Genomic DNA, 17,539 nt, shown 5'->3' on the forward strand with positions numbered 1-17,539 from the left:
AGGGCGGGCGTTCCCCGGGGGGCGCCCGCCCTTCCTCATGTCCGGGGGGTGTCCTGGTCGCAGGTGAGTTCGGCGGCCAGGGGAAGGGCCCGGACGATCCAGTCCCGGGTCTCGGCGGTCTCCCGCTCACCGGTCGTCCAGATGTCGGGCTCGGCCCCGCCCAGCGGGATCCCGATCAGCACCTGGTCGCCCTCCTCCAGCCGGGGGTCGACGTCCTGGCTCATCGGGAAGGTGATCCGCCGCTCCCCCCGGGCGGGTTTGAACCAGCGCGTCACGTCCACCGTGATCCGGTCCCGGCCGCCGCCGGTCCCCTCGCGCACACCGGTGACGTCGCCCTCGAACACCAGCCGGGAGCAGGCGATGTACCCGGGGGCGGAGGCGCTGAGCCCCGGGCCCGCCCCGCTCGCCGGGAGGTCCTGCCGGGGGTCGGCCGCGGCCTTCTCGTCGCCGCCGGACGAGGAGGCGTCCGCGGCCACCCCGCCACCGCCCTGGACCGCGATCCAGCCGAGACCGGCGACGAGGACCGCGGCACAGGCGGCGGCGAGACCGCCCAGGACGAGGGCGAAGGGGCGTCGGCGCGGGCGGGGACGTACGGCGGGGGCACGGGCGGGGGCGGGTCGTACGGGAGCACTCGCCCGTCCGGGAGCGGCTCCGGGTCCGGCTCCGGGTCCGGGCGGGGCCAGGGTGTCCGCGATCTGCTCCAGCCCCTCGCGCAGCGCGGTGACATCGGCGGTCGCGGCGCGGTACTCGGCCATGAAGCCGGCGTCGGCGCGGGCGGCCTCGGACAGCGGTTCCTCGGTGAGCACGGCCAGCAGGGCGTCCATGGCGTCGTACGACGTCTCGGGCCCCTGAGCAGCACCTGAGGCACCTGAGGCACGCGGGCCGTCCGGGTCCTCCCGGTCGCCGGGCCGGTCACCTGGCCGGTCGTCGGGCCGGTCGTCGGGCCGGTCACGGTTGTAGTCGTCGTGTTCGAGGGACACGTCACACCACCTCGTCCTCGTGCAGCCGGGTGCGCAGGGCCCGGACCGCGGTGTGCAGCCTGCTCTTGACGGTGCCCTCGGGGATGCCCAGCTCCTCGGCTATGCCGCGCACCGGGAGGTCGGCGTAGAACCGCAGGACCAGCACCTGGCGCTGCGGGGCGGGCAGTTCGTCCAGGCCGCGGGCGACGGCGAGGGAGAGCAGCCTGCTGTCCTCGGCCGACGGGAGCGCCGGGTCGTAGTGCGCGGCGAGCCGCTCACCGAGGCGCTCCTGGCGGCGCTTGGCGCGATGCCAGTCCATGGCGAGGTTGGAGGCGACGACCGCCGCCCAGGCGGAGACGTCGCGGGGCGCCTCACGGCCGCTCGCGGCGCGCTCCAGCAGCCGTAGGCGGACCTGCTGCACCCCGTCCGGCAGGTCCGCCTGTGGCACTCCGCCCAGCGCGAGCACCGCACGCACCCGGCGTTCCTGGGCCGCGTCCAACGGGTCGTCCGCCGAGCGGTCCGCCCCCTGGGCGCGGCGGGCCTTTCTGCGCAGCACAGCCACCCCTCTCCTTGCCGCGTTTCCTCTACGACGCCGAGGGCGGCGGAAACGTTCGGGGCCGGGGCACCGGCGGTGGAGTCGTACGTCACACCGGGCCGGGCACCGGGGCCCCGTCGGTGCCGGCGGGGATCGCGCGGCGGCTCGCCCGGCCTGCCGAAAACCTGTTCCCCGGGCGCGGAATCACCGGTTCTTCCGATCCCCAGCGGATATCGGAGGGAATCCTCCAGGTCCGTGCCCGTGGCGGGCGGACCGTCGGGCGGCGCGGGCGGCCGGTCCGGCCAGGTGTGACCGTCCACACCTCGGGCAATCGATTGGACACACCGGCCGGGGTCCCACGCATGATGGAGGGGCCCCGGTCGCCTGGGTATACAGGCACGTCACACGCACGTCACGCTAAGGAGTCGCCGTGAGGGTCGGAATCGTCGGAGCCACCGGTCAGGTCGGCACGGTCATGCGCGGGATTCTCGCGGAGCGGAAGTTCCCGGTCGAGGAGCTGCGTCTGTTCGCCTCGGCCCGCTCGGCGGGGAGGGTCCTCGACGGCGTCACGGTGGAGGACGCGGCCACGGCCGACTACTCCGGCCTGGACATCGTGCTGTTCTCCGCGGGCGGCGCCACCTCCCGCGCGCTGGCCGAGAAGGTCGCCGCGCAGGGCGCCGTGGTGATCGACAACTCCTCGGCCTGGCGGCGCGACCCCGAGGTGCCCCTCGTGGTCTCCGAGGTCAATCCGCACGCGATCAGGAACCGCCCCAAGGGCATCATCGCCAACCCGAACTGCACCACCATGGCCGCGATGCCGGTGCTCAAGCCGCTGGCGGCCGAGGCGGGCCTCGAAGCGCTGGTCGTCGCGACCTACCAGGCCGTCTCCGGCTCGGGCGCGGCCGGTGTGGAGGAGCTGTTCGAGCAGATCAAGAAGGTCGGCGACGACGCGCCCAAGCTGGCCCACGACGGCTCGGCGGCCGAGTTCCCGGCGCCGAACAAGTACGTGGCGCCGATCGCGTACAACGTGCTGCCGATGGCCGGCTCGGTCGTGGACGACGGGCTGAACGAGACCGACGAGGAGCAGAAGCTCCGCCACGAGTCCCGCAAGATCCTGGAGCTGCCGGAGCTGAAGGTGTCCGGGACCTGTGTGCGCGTACCGGTGTTCTCCGGGCACTCCCTCCAGGTCAACGCCCGGTTCGCCCGCCCGATCTCCCCGGAGCGGGCCGTCGAGCTGCTCGGCGAGGCGCCCGGGGTGGTCGTGACCGAGGTCCCGACCCCGCTCCAGGCCGCCGGCCAGGACCCGTCCTACGTGGGCCGGGTCCGCCGCGACGAGACCGTGGAGCACGGCCTCGCCCTCTTCGTGTCCAACGACAACCTCCGCAAGGGCGCCGCGCTCAACGCCGTCCAGATCGCGGAGCTGGTCGCCGAGGAGCTGCGCGGCTGACAGCGCCCGTCACGGCCGCCGTACCTCGTACAGGAAACAGCCGTACTCCACCGCCCTGACCTGCACCAATGCCACGTCCGGGAGATCGAACGCCTCCTTCAGCGCCGCGCTGAAGGAGGCGTTCGTGGCTTCTCCGGCCGGTTCCACCAGCCGTCCGCCCAGAATGCGGCCGTCGGCCGAGTAGCGGCGCAGCACGCGGTGGGAGCCGGTGAAGGCGAGGCCGTCGTCGGCGGGGCCCTCGCAGCCCTCGGCGTGGATGAAGACGGGGCCCTGCTCGTCGTAGGCGCCCGGGTCGGCGCCGGTGGCGGTGGCCCAGCGGCGCAGCGGGGCGTAGGACACCAGGGCGATCAGCTCGCCGGGGCGGCTGCGGCGAAGGCAGCAGCGGAGCGGGGCGCCGCCCTCCTCGTCGCGGACCGGGCGCGCGGGACGGCCGGCGTCGTCGGCGGCGCGCAGTTCCGCCAGGGTCCGCGGGTCGACGGGGCGGGCCGTGAAGGGGGCCGTGCGGGGGTGCGTGGAAGTCCTCATGGGCCCAGCCTCACCCGCGTCCGCGCCGGTCACCGGCGGATTCCGGACATCGCGTCCGGTGCGGGGGGCATGGAAGGATGGCGCGAACGACACATCACGAGGAGATGACCGCGTGCCTGGCACAAACCTGACTCGCGAAGAGGCGCAGCAGCGCGCGAAGCTGCTCACCGTGGACTCGTACGAGATCGACCTCGATCTCTCCGGCGCGCAGGAGGGCGGCACCTACCGGTCGGTGACCACGGTGCGCTTCGATGTCGCCGAGGGGGGTGCGGAGACCTTCATCGACCTGGTGGCTCCGGACGTCCACGAGGTGACGCTGAACGGGGACGCGCTCGACCCCGGCGAGGTCTTCAAGGACGCGCGGATCGCGCTTCCCGGGCTGGAGGCCGGCCCCAACGTCCTGCGGGTGGTGGCGGACTGCGCCTACACCAACACCGGCGAGGGCCTGCACCGCTTCGTCGATCCGGTGGACGACCAGGCGTATCTGTACACCCAGTTCGAGGTGCCGGACGCGCGCCGGGTCTTCGCCTCCTTCGAGCAGCCCGATCTGAAGGCGACCTTCCAGTTCACGGTGAAGGCGCCGAGCGGCTGGACCGTCATCTCCAACTCGCCGACGCCCGAGCCGGCGGACGACGTCTGGGTCTTCGCGCCGACGCCGCGGATCTCGTCGTACATCACCGCGCTGATCGTGGGCCCGTACCACTCCGTGCACAGTGTGTACGAGAAGGACGGGCAGTCCGTGCCGCTCGGTATCTACTGCCGGCCCTCGCTGGCCGAGTACCTCGACTCCGACGCGCTCTTCGAGGTCACCCGGCAGGGCTTCGCGTGGTTCCAGGAGAAGTTCGACTACGCGTACCCGTTCGAGAAGTACGACCAGCTCTTCGTGCCGGAGTTCAACGCGGGCGCGATGGAGAACGCCGGCGCGGTGACCATCCGGGACCAGTACGTGTTCCGCTCCAAGGTCACGGACGCGGCGTACGAGGTGCGCGCGGAGACCGTGCTGCACGAGCTGGCCCACATGTGGTTCGGCGACCTGGTCACCATGGAGTGGTGGAACGACCTCTGGCTCAACGAGTCGTTCGCCACGTACACCTCCATCGCCTGTCAGGCGGACGCGCCCGGTTCGCGCTGGCCGCACGCGTGGACCACGTTCGCCAACTCCATGAAGACCTGGGCGTACCGGCAGGACCAGCTGCCCTCCACGCACCCGATCATGGCGGAGATCCGCGACCTGGACGATGTGCTCGTCAACTTCGACGGCATCACGTACGCCAAGGGCGCCTCCGTGCTCAAGCAGCTGGTCGCCTATGTCGGCGAGGACGAGTTCTTCAAGGGTGTGCAGGCGTACTTCAAGCGGCACGCCTACGGCAACACCCGGCTGTCCGACCTGCTCGGCGCGCTGGAGGAGACCTCGGGCCGGGATCTGGGGACCTGGTCGCAGGCGTGGCTGCAGACGGCCGGGATCAATGTCCTGCGCCCGCGGATCGAGACCGACGCCGACGGGGTCATCACCTCCTTCGCCGTCCACCAGGAGGCCCCGGCGCTCCCGGCCGGCGCCCAGGGCGAACCGACGCTGCGCCCGCACCGCATCGCGATCGGCCTGTACGGGCTGGACGCGGCGAGCGGCAAGCTGGTGCGCGAGCAGCGGATCGAGCTGGATGTCGACGGTGAGCTGACCGCCGTCGCGGAGCTGACCGGGAAGCGGCGCCCCGCGGTGATCCTGCTCAACGACGACGACCTGTCCTACGCGAAGGTCCGGCTGGACGAGGAGTCCCTCGCGTTCGTCACCGGGCATCTCGGCGACTTCGCGGACTCGCTGCCGCGCGCCCTGTGCTGGGCGTCGGCGTGGGACATGACCCGGGACGCCGAACTGCCCGCCCGTGACTACCTCTCGCTGGTGCTGTCCGGCATCGGCAAGGAGTCCGACATCGGGGTGGTGCAGTCGCTCCAGCGGCAGGTGAAGCTGGCGATCGACCTGTACGCGGCGCCGTCCGCGCGGGACGCGCTGCTGACCCGCTGGACCGATGCCACGCTGGCGCATCTGCGGGCCGCCGAGGCCGCGAGCGACCACCAGTTGGCCTGGGCGCGGGCCTTCGCGGCGACCGCCCGCACCCCCGAGCAGCTGGATCTGCTGGAGGGGCTGCTGGAGGGCACCCACACGGTCGAGGGCCTGGCGGTCGACACCGAACTGCGGTGGGCGTTCGTGCAGCGGCTCGCGGCGGTGGGCCGGTACCAGGGCACGGAGATCGCGGGCGAGTACGAGCGGGACCGCACGGCCGCCGGTGAGCGGCACGCGGCCACCGCGCGCGCCGCCCGTCCCACGCCGGAGGCCAAGGCGCAGGCGTGGGCGTCGGTCGTGGAGTCGGACAAGCTGCCGAACGCCGTGCAGGAGGCGGTGATCGCGGGCTTCGTCCAGACCGACCAGCGTGAGCTGCTCGCGCCGTACACGGAGAAGTTCTTCGAGGCGGTCAAGGGCGTGTGGGACTCGCGTTCGCACGAGATGGCGCAGCAGATCGCGGTGGGGCTCTACCCGGCCGTGCAGGTCGCCCAGGACACCCTGGACCGTACGGACGCCTGGCTGGCGCGGGCCGAGCCCAACGCGGCGCTGCGCCGGCTGGTCTCCGAGTCCCGCGCGGGCGTCGAGCGGGCGCTGAGGGCGCAGGCGGCGGACGCGGCGGCGCGGTAACCCGGCGTACGGGCAGGGGAAGGGCGGGTGGCCGGGGCTCCGGTCACCCGCCCTTCCCGCTCACGGCCGGCTCCCGGTGCCCGAGGGGCCGCAGACCCGTTCCGCGATGTCCGCCATGGTCCGCAGGTGCAGTGCGGTCTGCGCGGGGATCGGCACCCAGCGCGGGGCGTACGTCTTGTCCAGTTCCTGGCACCATTCGCGGACCAGGTCGCCGAGGGCCTCGGCGGTGGCGGGGGCGACGGGCAGCAGGGCGCGGCGCATCATCCCGGCCGCGCGCAGCGGTAGGCGGCGGGCGGCGATCTGGAGGGTGGCGAAGTGGCCGCGTGAGCCGCTGACCTCCTCGGCGGCCCAGGTGGCGGCGACGGAGGGGGCGACCGCGATCAGTTCGAGGGCCGCGTCCCGCAGCGGGGCGAGGTCCCGCGGCGGCTCCCGCAGGGCGGCCGGGGCGCTGCCGAGCAGGTCGGTCAGTTCCCGGACGCGGCCCAGCAGCAGCTGTCCGACGCGCGCCACCTCGCGGCCCGGGTCGGGTGCCGGGCGCGGGTCGCTGACGGCGGGCACCGCCCAGGCGGGCGCCTCGATCAGGGTGGTGAGGGTGCCGTAGCGGCGCGGGTAGAGCCAGGTGCTGTCGGCGGTGAAGCCGCTGGGGTCGCGTTCGCTGCCGGCCCGGTCGCCGGGGGGCCCGCCGGGGCGGATCAGGACGCCGGGGCGGTCGGGCTGCCAGTCGGGGCCGTCGCAGGGGTGGTCGTCCAGGGGGATGCGCAGCAGGTCGGCGGTGGCGCGGAAGGCGCGGGCGGCGCCGGGCACCGGCCGGGTCATCATCGCGAAGGCGCCGCCGAACTCGATGCCGTGCAGGGTGAACTGGGCGACCGGCCTGAGCCGGTCCAGCAGCGCGACCAGCGTCGCCGACTCGGGCAGCGGGGCGCGGTCCTCGCCCGGGGCGGGCAGTGACTCGGGCTGGCGGGCGAAGGCGGGCCGGTAGAACCGCAGATGGCATTCCTCGACGGAGGGCGCGGGTTCCTCGGGGGCCCAGCCGTGGGCGAGGCGGGCCCCGTCGGGGTCGAGGCAGAGCAGGAAGTGCCAGGTGCAGCCGAGTCGTTCGAGGGTGGCCGGGCGGTGGGCGAGGAGCCGGGCGAGCCGGAGCGCGGAGGCCCCGCCGACGGGTTCGTTGGCATGCGCACCGGCCACGGTGAGGAGGTTGCGCTCACCGTGGCCGGCCGACAACAGCCACAGCGGGCGCCCGGCTCGGCTCTCACCGACGGTTTCGAGCCGCAGGGTGCCGGGCGCCGCGGAGGCCAGCGCGCGGGCCCGCCGCTCCAGTTCACCGACGGCCGGATATCCCGGATGGCACGAAGTCCGCACGCTGGTGCTCCGCTCAGGCGCCCTGGGAGTTGCTGTCTCCGGTGGTCTCCTTCTTGTCCAGCGGGCGAATCACGATCTTCTCGGCCATGCGGCTCTCCTCCCGTTCAACTCGCCGACTTCGCAAGGTACTTGACTGGAACACAGCTCCCCGGGGGGAACTTCTTGCCAACTGTCGTCCTGGTGAACAACAGTGTCAAGGGTGTGCTTTCGAACCGAATGTCACGAGGGGAGGCGGCCGGGTGCCTGGGGACGTGGCGGCTTTGCGCCGCCCGCGGGTGAAGCCGGAACACCGGGCCTACCGGACCGTCGACGGCCATGTGCGCATCGGCAGTGTCGTCTACGGGATCGGCGCGGAGATCGAGGATCCGCAGGGCTGGGTGTGGCTGCTCGTGGAGGCGATGGACGGCTCACGCTCCCCCGCCGGGGTGGTCGCGCGGGTGCGGGCGGGGCATCCGGCGGTGGCCGGGGACGACGTACGGCAGGCGATGGCCGATCTGCTGGACGCCGGGTTCGTGGAGGACGCGGCGGCGCCGGTGCCGTTCTCCGACCGGGAGCGCGAGCGCTACAGCCGGGGGGTGCCGCTGCTGCGCTGGATGGACCTGGGTCCGCGGGCCAGCGCGTGGGAGGCGCAGGCGCAGTTGGGGCGTGCCCGGGTGCTGCTGCTCGGGGTCGGCGGCACCGGCGGTCACGCGGCCCAGGCGCTGGTGGCCTCCGGGGTCGGTCGGCTGCATCTGGTCGACCCGGACGTGGTCGAGCTGTCCAACCTCAACCGCCAGCCGCTCTACCGCGAGTCCGATCTGGGCCGTCCGAAGGTGACGGCGGCGGTGGCGACCCTGCGTGCCCTGAACTCGGACGTGACGGTCACCGGGGAGCGCCGGGAGGTGCGGGCGGCGCGGGATCTGGCGGAGCTGGTGTCCCCGGTCGGCGGGGCCTACGACCTGCTCGTGCTCGCCGCCGACCGGCCCGCCGATCTGCGGCGCTGGGCCAACCGCGCCTGTGTGGCGGCGGGGCTGGCGTGGGTGGACGCCGGGTACCGGGGGCCGCTGGTGACGGCGGGGGTGTATGTGCCGGGGCGCGGGGCCTGCTGGGAGTGTCTGCGGGTCGGTGAGGCCGAGCGGCGTGAGCTGCGGCTGGCGCCCGGTCAGGACGAGGAGGTGGCCTCGCCGCGGCTGCCGTGGAACCCGGCGAGCGCGGTCACCGCGGGGCTGTCCGGCGGGCTGCTCGCGCACGCGGCGCTGTCCCTGCTGACCGGGGTGCCCGCGCTGGAGCCGGGGTTCCGGTTCGGGGTGAACCTGATGGTGCCCGGCGACCGGGTGGTGCAGCGCTTCCCGCGCCGCCGCTCCTGCCCGGCCTGCGGCGACCCGGCGCCATGAACCGGGTGCGGCTGCATAAGCTGGCCGCGCGTCCGGACGGCACGGAGTGGATCGTGGGGCGTCCCGCCACCGGTACGTTCGTGGCGGTGCCGGAGGCCGGCAAGCGGGTGCTGGACCTGCTCGGACAGGGGCTGAGCACCGGCGAGGCGGCGCGGCGGCTGGCGCGCGAGACCGGGCACGAGCTGGATGTCGTGGACTTCGTGGACGCGCTGGTGGGGCTGGGTTTCGTGGCCGAGGTCGACGGCCGCCCGGTGCCGCTGCCCGATCCGCCGCGGCCGACGCTGCCCCGGCTCCTGCCGCACCATGTGCGCTGGACGCTGAGCCCGCTGCTGCCCGTCCTGGTCGGTCTGCTGATCGCGGTCGCGCTGACGGTCCGCCCGGACGGGGTCTCCCTCGGCTACCGCGCCCTGCTGTGGAGCGACCACGGCAGCCTGGTGCTGGCGTTCGGCGCCGCGTCGGGCTGGACGCTGCTGCTCCTGCACGAGCTGGCCCATCTGGTGACCGCGCGGGCGACCGGGGTCCCGGGCCGGATCCGGCTCGGCACCCGACTGCAGTTCCTGGTCATGCAGACCGACATCAGCGGTATCGAACTGGCCGCCCGGCGCCACCGTATGACGGCCTATCTGTCGGGCGTCGCCGTCAATCTGGCCGCCGCGTCGGCCGCCGCGCTGGCCGCGGGCGCGACCGAGGGCACCGTCCACCGGATGCTGGCCGCGCTGACCGTGCTGGCGCTGCTGCCGCTGCCGTTCCAGCTGATGGTCTTCATGCGCACGGACCTGTACTTCGTCCTCCAGGACCTGACCCGCTGCCGCGATCTGTACGGCGACGGGCGGGCCTACGCCCGGTACACGGCCCGGCGGCTGACGGGGCGCCGCCCCCCGGACCCCAGTCTCGCGCTGCCCGCGCACGAGCGGCGGGCGGTACGGGTGTACAGCGCGGTCCTGGTCGTGGGCACGGTGCTGTGCCTGGCGTTCCTCGCGACGGTGACCTTGCCCGCCGACGCGGCCCTGCTCACGCGCGCGGCGAGCGGCCTCACCGCCACCGGGAGCACGACGGCGCAACGCCTCGACGCCGCCGCCGTACTGATCACGCTGGGCGGCGTCCATGTGCTGTGGGCACGGACGTGGTGGCGCAGGCGCAGGGAGCGCCGGACGCGGTGAGCGGTGCGGAAGGGCGGCTCAGACGCCGGACTTCGCCTGGCCGCGCTTGCCGGGGGCGAGGACCCGGTGGGCCGGGGCGGACTTGTCCAGGACCAGCACGAGACCCGCGATGACCCCGAAGATCACGAGCGGGAGGAACACGAACCAGCCCAGCGTCTCGATGACGCTGAAGCCCGGACCGGGGTCGTCGCCGTCGTCGCGGGTCAGCGCGAACGCGGGGGACGACATGAGCAGCATCATCAGCGTCGTACCGGAAGCCACGGCACCGGCGCGCAGGGCGTTCTTCTTGTCCACGGGGCCAACGTATCCAACGCCCGCTCCGGCCGCGCGCCCGGGGTGTCGTAAGAGCGGGCCGGGCGGGACACCGCGGGCCCGCTTCACGCGGGGCCGTGGGGTTCCTCGCGCATCACCTCCAGCAGGGCGTGCAGGCGGCGGGAGGCGGCGAGGTCCTCCAGGGTGACCGGACGGCCGTCGGCGTCGGCGACGGGCAGCCGCCAGTTGGGGTACTGGTCCCAGGTGCCGGGGAGGTTCTGCGGGCGGCGGTCGCCGACCGCGTCCGGGAGCCAGACGCCGGTGAGCCGGGCGGGGGTGCGCAGCAGATAGCGGTGGACGGCCTGGATCTGGGCCTCCTCCTCGTCCGGGCCGTGGCCGCCGCTGCCGCCGCGCAGCACCCCGAGCCGGGCCAGCAGGGCGAGCCACTCGCCGGTGTCGGCGGCGGCCTCGGCGTGTTCGACGGCGAGCGGACGGGCGAGCAGGCCGAGGCGGTCGCGCAGGGCGACATGGTCGCCGCTGAGCCGGGACGCGGTCGGCGGCAGGTCGTGGGTGGTGGCGGTGGCCAGACAGTCCGTGCGCCAGCGCTCGGGCGGCAGCGGGGCGCCGTCGCCCTCCCAGTCCCGCTCGAACCAGAGCACGGAGGTGCCGAGCACCCCGCGCTCGCGCAGCGCCTCCCGCATCCCGGGCTCCACGGTCCCGAGGTCCTCGCCGATGACCACGGCCCCGGCGCGCGCGGCCTCCAGCACCAGGACGGCGAGCATCGCCTCGGCGTCGTAGCGGACGTAGGTGCCCTCGGTGGGGGGCAGTCCCTCCGGCACCCACCAGAGCCGGAACAGGCCCATGACGTGGTCGATGCGCAGGGCGCCCGCCGAGCGGAGCAGGCCGCGCAGGAGGTCGCGGAAGGGGGCGTAGCCGGACGCGGCGAGCCGGTCGGGGCGCCAGGGCAGCAGCCCCCAGTCCTGGCCGCGGGCGTTGAAGGCGTCGGGCGGGGCGCCGATCGACATGCCGGCGGCGAAGTGGTCCTGCTGCGCCCAGGCGTCGGCGCCGCGCGGGTGCACGCCGACGGCGAGGTCGTGCACGATCCCGACCGGCATCCCGGCCTCGCGGGCGGTGCGCTGGGCGGCGGTGAGCTGGGTGTCGGTGAGCCAGGCGAGCCGGCAGTGCAGGTCGACCCGGTCCATCAGGGCGGTCCGGGCGCGGGCGGTCTCCGGCGAGCGGGGGTCCCTGAGGGGTTCGGGCCAGGTGTGCCAGTCGGGTCCGTGGACCTCGGCGAGCGCGTTCCAGGTGGCGTGGTCCTCCAGCGCCCGGCCGTGCGTGGCGAGGAAGTCGCAGTACGCGGCCCGGCGGCCGGGGCCCAGCGGCACCTCGGCCAGCCGTTCCAGCGCGGCGCGCTTCAGTTCCCACACCGCGTCCCGGTCGATCAGCTCACCCTTGGCCAGGACGCCCTCGCGCAGCCGTCCGGCCCGCTCGCGCAGCGCCCGCACCCGGTCGTCGGCGGCGCACTCCGGGTACTCGGGCACGTCCTCGATCCGCAGATGCACGGGGTCGGGGAAGCGGCGGGAGGAGGGGCGGTACGGCGAGGGGTCGGTGGGGCTGCCGGGCACGGCCGCGTGCAACGGGTTGACCTGGAGGAATCCGGCGCCCAGCGTCCGTCCCGCCCAGGCGGCCAGCTCGCTCAGGTCGCCGAGGTCGCCCATGCCCCAGGAGCGCCGCGAGAGCAGCGAGTAGAGCTGGACCAGCAGTCCGTACGAGCGTCCCGGCGGCGCCGGCAGCCGGAGCGGGGCGACGACGAGATGGGCGTCGGCGGTGCGGCCGTCGGGGGCGGTGGCGGTGACCCGGTGGACACCGGCCGGGAGGCCGTCGGCGAAGTCGCGGGCCTCGCCCTGCTCGGTCACGATCCGCAGCCGGGTGCCGGACGGCAGGGTGTCCAGGACCGCGGGGGCGGCGTTGCCCCAGGAGACGACGGTCGGCGGCAGCAGCCGCTCGTCCAGGGCGCGGCGCCGTTCGGCGAGGGCGGCGCGGACCGCGTCGGGGCCGCTCGCGTCGACGCCGAGGGCGGTGAGCGCGCGGGTGAGGGCGGCGGCGGAGGCGGTGACGGTGCGGTCGGGGGCGGGGCTGTAGGAGGACATCACGCCGTGCAGGGTGGCGAGCCGGACGAGGTCGTCGTCGGGGGCGCCGGACGGCGGTTCGGGGGGCGGGTCGGCGTGGGGGGTGTCGGCGGCGTCCGGGGGCCCGGCCGGCCCGGGTGCGTTCATCTACGGCCTCGTGGTGTCGGCGTCCGCGGCGGCGAGCGGGGGCTCGCTGGTGAGGGGTTCGGCGTCGGGCAGCGGGGGTTCGCTGGTCAGCGGGGTCTGCGCGCAGGGGCCCTCGGAGCTGAAGACGCACAGGTCCCAGTGGCCCGGATCGGGATCGGGATCGAAGCCCGCGTCGAAGCCGGGTTCGAGGGTCCGCTCGCTCTGTTCGGGCAGGTCGGTGAGGGCGGAGAGCAGGAGATGGGCTGATGCGGCCACGAGGCGGCTCCTTCGTCGGGTGCGGGGTGGCGGACGTCGTGCCGGTTAAGTGCAGCCCTACCCAGCCGGGGCGGTCACAGACGTAACTCGTCACGGCCATGGGCGTACTTCCTGGTGTGCGGGGCGCTTGTGGTCGGCGTCCTTCCTGGTGGGAGGGGGGTGGCAGACGAATTCTCCGTCAGCTATTCACTCAGTACATGTACTCAGTACATACTGATCCCATGAGCACCCGCCACATCCTGCTCGGCCTGCTCGCTTCGGGGCCCCGCCATGGGTACGACCTGAAACGACGGCACGACGAGCGCTTCCCCCAAGCCCGGCCGCTGGCCTACGGGCAGGTGTACACCACCCTTCAGCGGCTGGTCCGGGACGGTCTCGCCGAGGTGGACGGCACGGACGCGGACGGCGGCCCGGAGCGCACCCGGTACCGGGCCACCGAGGACGGCCGGCGCGAACTGGCGCACTGGGCGGGTGAGGTCGCGCCTCCCGCGCCCTTCGTCGCCAACGAGATCTTCGCCAAGGTCGTCGTGTCGATCCTGGCCTCCGGCGACCCGGCCGCCTATCTGCGGGAGCAGCGCGCCGCGCACATGGCGCGGATGCGGGAGCTGACCGCGCTGAAGACCACCCCGGGCGCCGGGCTGCCGACCGTGCTGTCCGCCGACTACGCCCTGTCCCACCTGGACGCCGATCTGCGCTGGATGACCACCACCGCGGCCCGGCTGACATCCCTGACCGCGGAGGTAGACCCCGTATGAACTCCATGACCACCACCGGACCGGGCCCGCTGCTCGCGGCCCGCGCACTGGTCAAGGCGCACGGCCCGGCCGTGGCGCTGCGTGGCGCGTCGGTGGAGCTGGGCGCGGGCGAGATCCTCGCCGTCACCGGCCCCAGCGGCAGCGGGAAGTCCACGCTGCTGCACTGCCTGGCCGGGATCGTCCGGCCCGACAAGGGCGAGGTCGACTACGGCACCGACCGCCTCGACCTGCTGCCGGAGCACCGGCTGAGCGAACTGCGCCGCACCGACTTCGGTGTGGTGTTCCAGTTCGGGCAGCTCATCCCGGAGCTGACGGCCGTGGACAACGTGGCGCTGCCCCTGCTGCTGGCCGGGCAGGCGCGGGCCACGGCGCGGGCGGCGGCGGGCGAGTGGCTGGAGCGGTTCGGGGTGCGCGGGCAGGAGGAGCGGCGCCCCGGTGAGCTGAGCGGCGGCCAGGCGCAGCGGGTCGCGCTGGCGCGGGCGCTGGTGACCGGCCCCCGGGTGGTCTTCGCCGACGAGCCGACGGGCGCGCTGGACTCGCTCGCCGGTGAGCAGGTGATGACGTCCCTGGTCCACACGGCCCGCGAGGCGGGCATCGCCGTGCTGCTGATCACCCATGACGCGCGGGTGGCGGCGTACGCCGACCGCGAGGTGGCCCTCCACGACGGCAGGGTGGCGGCGTACGACGCCGGCCCCGTGGTGGCCCGGGACACGGTGAGGGGCGGATGACCGGGGTGCGGGCCCGGATGCGGGCGACGGCGCGGGCGGTCCGGGGGAACAGGGCGGTCCGGGGGATCCGGGTGGTACGGAGCACGGTGGTGGAGCGATGACGGGCAGGACGGCCGGAACGGGCGGAACGGGTGGCACGGGTGTGGCAGGCGTGACACGGGTCTTCAAGGCCGTGCGGACGGTGCGGATCGGGCCCGCGATACGGGGGACGCGGGCGGATCTGCGGCTGGCGTGGACCCTGCTGAACGGCTCCGACCGACGGGAGTGGTGGCGGATCACCCTGACCGGGATCGGGGCCGCGATCGGCACCGGTTTCGCGCTGGCGGCCGTCGCCCTGGCGTCGCTGGAGGGCGACCACTCCGTCGGTGTCGCGCACGGGCTGCTGGACCAGCCGGGTCAGCGGCACGGGGTGGTGTTCGCGCTGGTGCTGCTGCTGATCCCGGTGCTGGGCTTCCTCGGTCAGTGCGCGCGGATCGGGGCGGTGCACCGGGACCGGCGGCTGGCCGGGCTCAGACTGGCGGGCGCGACCCCGGGCCAGGTGCGGCGGATCGCCGGCTACGAGACCGCGCTGGCCGGTCTGGCGGGCGCGGGGGTGGCCGCGGTGTTCTCGGTGCTGGTGCTGCTGCTGCGGTGGCCGGAGGCGACGCTGACGACCTGGCTCGGGGTGGCGGCGGTGACACTGGCGGTGCCGGTCGTGGGGGCGCTGGTGAGCGTGCTGGCGCTGCGCCGGGTGGTGGCGTCGCCGCTGGGGTGGGTGCGCCGGGTCCGGCCGCCCCGGGGGCGCGGTGCGTGGCTGGTGGTCGCCGGGACGGTGATCTGTGTCGTGGGGCTGCTGGCGACGGCGTCCCTGATGCGGGGCCCGAACGTCTCCCGGCTCGCGGCGCCGCTCTCCGTCTTCCTGGCCGTCCTGCTGACCGGGCTGGGCGCGATCGCGCTGGCCGGGGCGGCGGCGCGGCTGACCGGCCGGGTGCTGGCGGCACGGACCTCCCGTCCCGCGGTGCTGATCGCGGCGGAGCGGCTGCGCGACGACCCGTGGGCGGCGGCCCGTACGCATGCGGCGGTGCTGCTGGTGACGGTGGTGGGGACCGGGTTCGTGGGGGTGCGGGCGGGGCTGCTGGACGAACTGAACGGCGCGACCGGCCTCGCGGAGTCGATGGACTTCTACACCACCGGCATCGATCTGACCGCCGCCGCGATCGGGGTGGGGCTGCTGATCACGCTGTGCGCGCTGGCGGTCGGCGCCGCCGAGTCCCTGGCGACCCGGCGGCGGGGTCTGGCCGCGCAGTCGGCCGCCGGTGTCCCGCGCGCGGTCCTGGGCCGGGCGCTGCTGCTGGAGACCGCCCTGCCGCTGGCCCCGGCCATACTGCTGGCGGCGACCGGCGGGCTGGCCATCGGCATCGCCTACGGATCCCTGGTGAGCGGAGGACTGACCGTCCCGTGGGCGGCACTCCTGGTCCCGACCGGCGTGTACGCGGCCTCCCTCCTGGCCTCGGCGACCTCCCTACCACTCCTGAGCAGATCGGTACGGGCCTCCGAACTGCGGTACGGGTGACGACGGGCGGGGGCCTCTCGGGGCGCGGGGGTTGTCGGCTCCTCGGGGCGCGGGGCGCCGGGCGCCGGGCGCCGTCCGGCGGGGTCGTGGGCCGGGGAGGGCGGCCGGGGTCGCGGGCCGGGGTCGGCGCGGGGCCTCAGGCCCCTGGGGGTCGGTCGTGGGCTGTGCCGGGCGCAGGGGCCCGGGCCCGAGGTGGTGGGCATTCCCGGGCCTGCGGCATCGGGCCCGAGGTGGAGGGCGAGGGCCTTGCCAGGCACGGGACCGCCGGGCCCCGGGGTCGGCCGTGGCCGTACCGGGTGCTTCGGCCCCGGGCCCGGCCCGAGGTCGAAGCTCTCCCTGGCGCCCCGCGGCCGGGCCCACGGGCCGTGCGGGGCGGGACGGACCGCCGTCGCCGGGCCCCCGGGCGGGGGTCTCCCCCGGGGCCGGGCGTCAAGGGCTCCTCGGGGGCACACGGCCGTGGGCCCCCGACGCCGTCGGCCCGAGCGCACCGGCAGGCGGGACCACGGGACGTACGGAGCACCCATGAGCCGGGGGCGACCAAGAGGCGGAGGCCGAACTGCTCTACGGGTAACACCCGCCGGAGGCGGGGTGTCGCGGGCAGAGGTCAGGGGCGCAGTCCCTCCGGGGCGCGGGGCCCCGGCCCCGACGTCGAAGTCCTCCCGGGCGCCCAACGGGCGGACCCACGGGCCGTGCCGGGCGGGACGGACCGCCGTCGGCCGGGGGACCCGGGGGCGGGGGTCTCCCCGGGGGGCCGGGCGTCAAAGGTCCCTCGGGGCACACCGGCGTTGGCCCTCCCTTGCGCACCGGCAGGCGGGACCACGGGACGTACCGAAGAGGGTCAGAGAGACAGGGTGGACCGGGGCGGACGGGGGTCTCCCCGGTCCACCCCGGGGCGGGGCCCAGGCCGTCGCAACCCCCGAGCCCCCGGTGCCGGGCCCACCGCCCGGGCGGGGCCGTCGTAGGCCCTCCCGGGCGCGCCGACCGGCGGCCCACTGGCCGGGCGGACCCGGACGGACCGCCATGGGCGGCCATGGATCGAGGGACCGGAGGGTCCCGGCGGGACCGGAGTGGACGGGCCGGGGTCGCCGGGGCGGGTCGGGCAATGCGAAGGCCCGGGTCGTCAGGCGGAGATGCCGTCGATCCGGGCCAGAGCGTCGTCCGCGCCGTACGGCTGCAAGTACGGCATCCAGCGCGGGTCCCTGTGCCCGGTGCCGATGATGCGCCAGGCCAGGCCGGTGGGCGGGGCGGGTTTGTGGCGCAGGCGCCAGCCGATCTCACCGAGGTGGCGGTCGGCTTTGACGTGGTTGCAGCGGCGGCAGGAGGCCACCACGTTGTCCCAGACGTGTTTGCCCCCGCGTGAGCGCGGGATGACGTGGTCGACGCTGGTGGCGACGCCACCGCAGTACATGCACCGCCCCCCGTCACGCGCGAAGAGCGCTCGGCGGGTCAGTGGAACGGGCCCCCTGTAGGGGACCCGGACGAAGCGCTTGAGCCGGACCACGCTGGGTGCGGGGACGGTGACGGTGGCACTGTGCAGGAACGCGCCGGACTCTTCAAGGCATACGGCCTTGTTCTCCAGTACGAGCACCAGCGCGCGGCGGAGCGGTACGACGCCGAGTGGCTCGTACGACGCGTTGAGGACCAGGACATGCGGCACGGATGCCTCCTTGTACGCCG

Annotated in this window: 15 protein-coding genes; 7 read left to right on the forward strand and 8 right to left on the reverse strand. The window is 74.9% G+C overall.

The window, feature by feature from the left end:
• Nucleotides 1-35 precede the first annotated feature (35 nt).
• A complete protein-coding gene (locus ACIQNG_RS05395) occupies nt 36-980 on the reverse strand; it encodes a hypothetical protein (RefSeq protein ID WP_401482701.1) in 945 nt (314 codons plus the stop codon).
• A gap of 1 nt (nt 981) precedes the next feature.
• Nucleotides 982-1,521: an RNA polymerase sigma factor gene (locus ACIQNG_RS05400; RefSeq protein ID WP_401482702.1), complete on the reverse strand. Its 540-nt coding sequence runs from the start codon at nt 1,519-1,521 to the stop codon at nt 982-984.
• Between the two features lie 403 nt (nt 1,522-1,924).
• On the opposite strand from ACIQNG_RS05400, the gene ACIQNG_RS05405 reads away from it, so the two are divergent.
• Nucleotides 1,925-2,941 carry an aspartate-semialdehyde dehydrogenase gene (locus ACIQNG_RS05405; protein WP_401482703.1) on the forward strand — a complete coding sequence of 339 codons (1,017 nt, stop codon included), beginning with the start codon at nt 1,925-1,927 and terminating at the stop codon, nt 2,939-2,941.
• Between the two features lie 9 nt (nt 2,942-2,950).
• Here the strand turns inward: ACIQNG_RS05405 and ACIQNG_RS05410 are convergent, their stop codons facing one another.
• Nucleotides 2,951-3,466 (reverse strand): DUF1203 domain-containing protein, encoded by a 516-nt coding sequence (locus tag ACIQNG_RS05410; protein WP_401482704.1) that lies wholly within the window; start codon nt 3,464-3,466, stop codon nt 2,951-2,953.
• 112 nt (nt 3,467-3,578) lie between these two features.
• Between ACIQNG_RS05410 and pepN the strand changes: the two genes are divergently transcribed.
• Nucleotides 3,579-6,152, forward strand: coding sequence for an aminopeptidase N (pepN, locus tag ACIQNG_RS05415; protein ID WP_401482705.1), 2,574 nt, complete (start codon nt 3,579-3,581; stop codon nt 6,150-6,152).
• Between the two features lie 60 nt (nt 6,153-6,212).
• Here pepN and ACIQNG_RS05420 read toward each other — a convergent pair whose 3' ends face one another.
• On the reverse strand, nt 6,213-7,511 hold the full coding sequence (locus tag ACIQNG_RS05420; RefSeq protein ID WP_401482706.1) for a M14 family zinc carboxypeptidase: 1,299 nt from the start codon (nt 7,509-7,511) through the stop codon (nt 6,213-6,215).
• A gap of 275 nt (nt 7,512-7,786) precedes the next feature.
• On the opposite strand from ACIQNG_RS05420, the gene ACIQNG_RS05425 reads away from it, so the two are divergent.
• Both ACIQNG_RS05425 and ACIQNG_RS05430 read left to right on the forward strand, forming a co-directional pair.
• Entirely contained in the window at nt 7,787-8,884 is a 1,098-nt protein-coding gene (locus tag ACIQNG_RS05425) for a HesA/MoeB/ThiF family protein (RefSeq protein ID WP_401430715.1), read from the forward strand.
• Complete coding sequence (locus ACIQNG_RS05430) at nt 8,881-10,044, forward strand: hypothetical protein (protein WP_401482707.1); 1,164 nt, start codon at nt 8,881-8,883, stop codon at nt 10,042-10,044. The genes ACIQNG_RS05425 and ACIQNG_RS05430 overlap by 4 nt, the downstream gene beginning before the upstream one ends.
• Nucleotides 10,045-10,062: 18 nt before the next feature.
• Here the strand turns inward: ACIQNG_RS05430 and ACIQNG_RS05435 are convergent, their stop codons facing one another.
• From ACIQNG_RS05435 to ACIQNG_RS05445, 3 genes are all read right to left on the reverse strand, one after another.
• On the reverse strand, nt 10,063-10,338 hold the full coding sequence (locus tag ACIQNG_RS05435; RefSeq protein ID WP_401430603.1) for a hypothetical protein: 276 nt from the start codon (nt 10,336-10,338) through the stop codon (nt 10,063-10,065).
• A gap of 83 nt (nt 10,339-10,421) precedes the next feature.
• On the reverse strand, nt 10,422-12,572 hold the full coding sequence (malQ, locus tag ACIQNG_RS05440) for a 4-alpha-glucanotransferase (protein ID WP_401482708.1): 2,151 nt from the start codon (nt 12,570-12,572) through the stop codon (nt 10,422-10,424).
• Entirely contained in the window at nt 12,573-12,827 is a 255-nt protein-coding gene (locus tag ACIQNG_RS05445) for a hypothetical protein (protein ID WP_401430607.1), read from the reverse strand. It lies immediately after the preceding gene.
• Nucleotides 12,828-13,048: 221 nt separating this feature from the next.
• Here ACIQNG_RS05445 and ACIQNG_RS05450 point away from each other — a divergent pair, with 221 nt between their 5' ends.
• The 3 genes from ACIQNG_RS05450 (at nt 13,049) to ACIQNG_RS05460 (ending at nt 15,862) form a co-directional block, all read left to right on the forward strand.
• Nucleotides 13,049-13,582: a PadR family transcriptional regulator gene (locus ACIQNG_RS05450; RefSeq protein ID WP_401482709.1), complete on the forward strand. Its 534-nt coding sequence runs from the start codon at nt 13,049-13,051 to the stop codon at nt 13,580-13,582.
• Nucleotides 13,579-14,310 carry an ABC transporter ATP-binding protein gene (locus ACIQNG_RS05455; RefSeq protein ID WP_401482710.1) on the forward strand — a complete coding sequence of 244 codons (732 nt, stop codon included), beginning with the start codon at nt 13,579-13,581 and terminating at the stop codon, nt 14,308-14,310. Before ACIQNG_RS05450 ends, ACIQNG_RS05455 begins: the two co-directional genes overlap by 4 nt.
• A gap of 199 nt (nt 14,311-14,509) precedes the next feature.
• A complete protein-coding gene (locus ACIQNG_RS05460) occupies nt 14,510-15,862 on the forward strand; it encodes an ABC transporter permease (RefSeq protein WP_401483038.1) in 1,353 nt (450 codons plus the stop codon).
• 1,120 nt (nt 15,863-16,982) lie between these two features.
• On the opposite strand, the gene ACIQNG_RS05465 is transcribed toward ACIQNG_RS05460, so the two are convergent.
• Nucleotides 16,983-17,519: an HNH endonuclease gene (locus ACIQNG_RS05465; protein ID WP_401430613.1), complete on the reverse strand. Its 537-nt coding sequence runs from the start codon at nt 17,517-17,519 to the stop codon at nt 16,983-16,985.
• Nucleotides 17,520-17,539: the final 20 nt, after the last annotated feature.

This window comes from Streptomyces sp. NPDC091377 (assembly GCF_044757045.1).
In the GTDB taxonomy this organism is placed as follows: Bacteria; Actinomycetota; Actinomycetes; order Streptomycetales; family Streptomycetaceae; genus Streptomyces.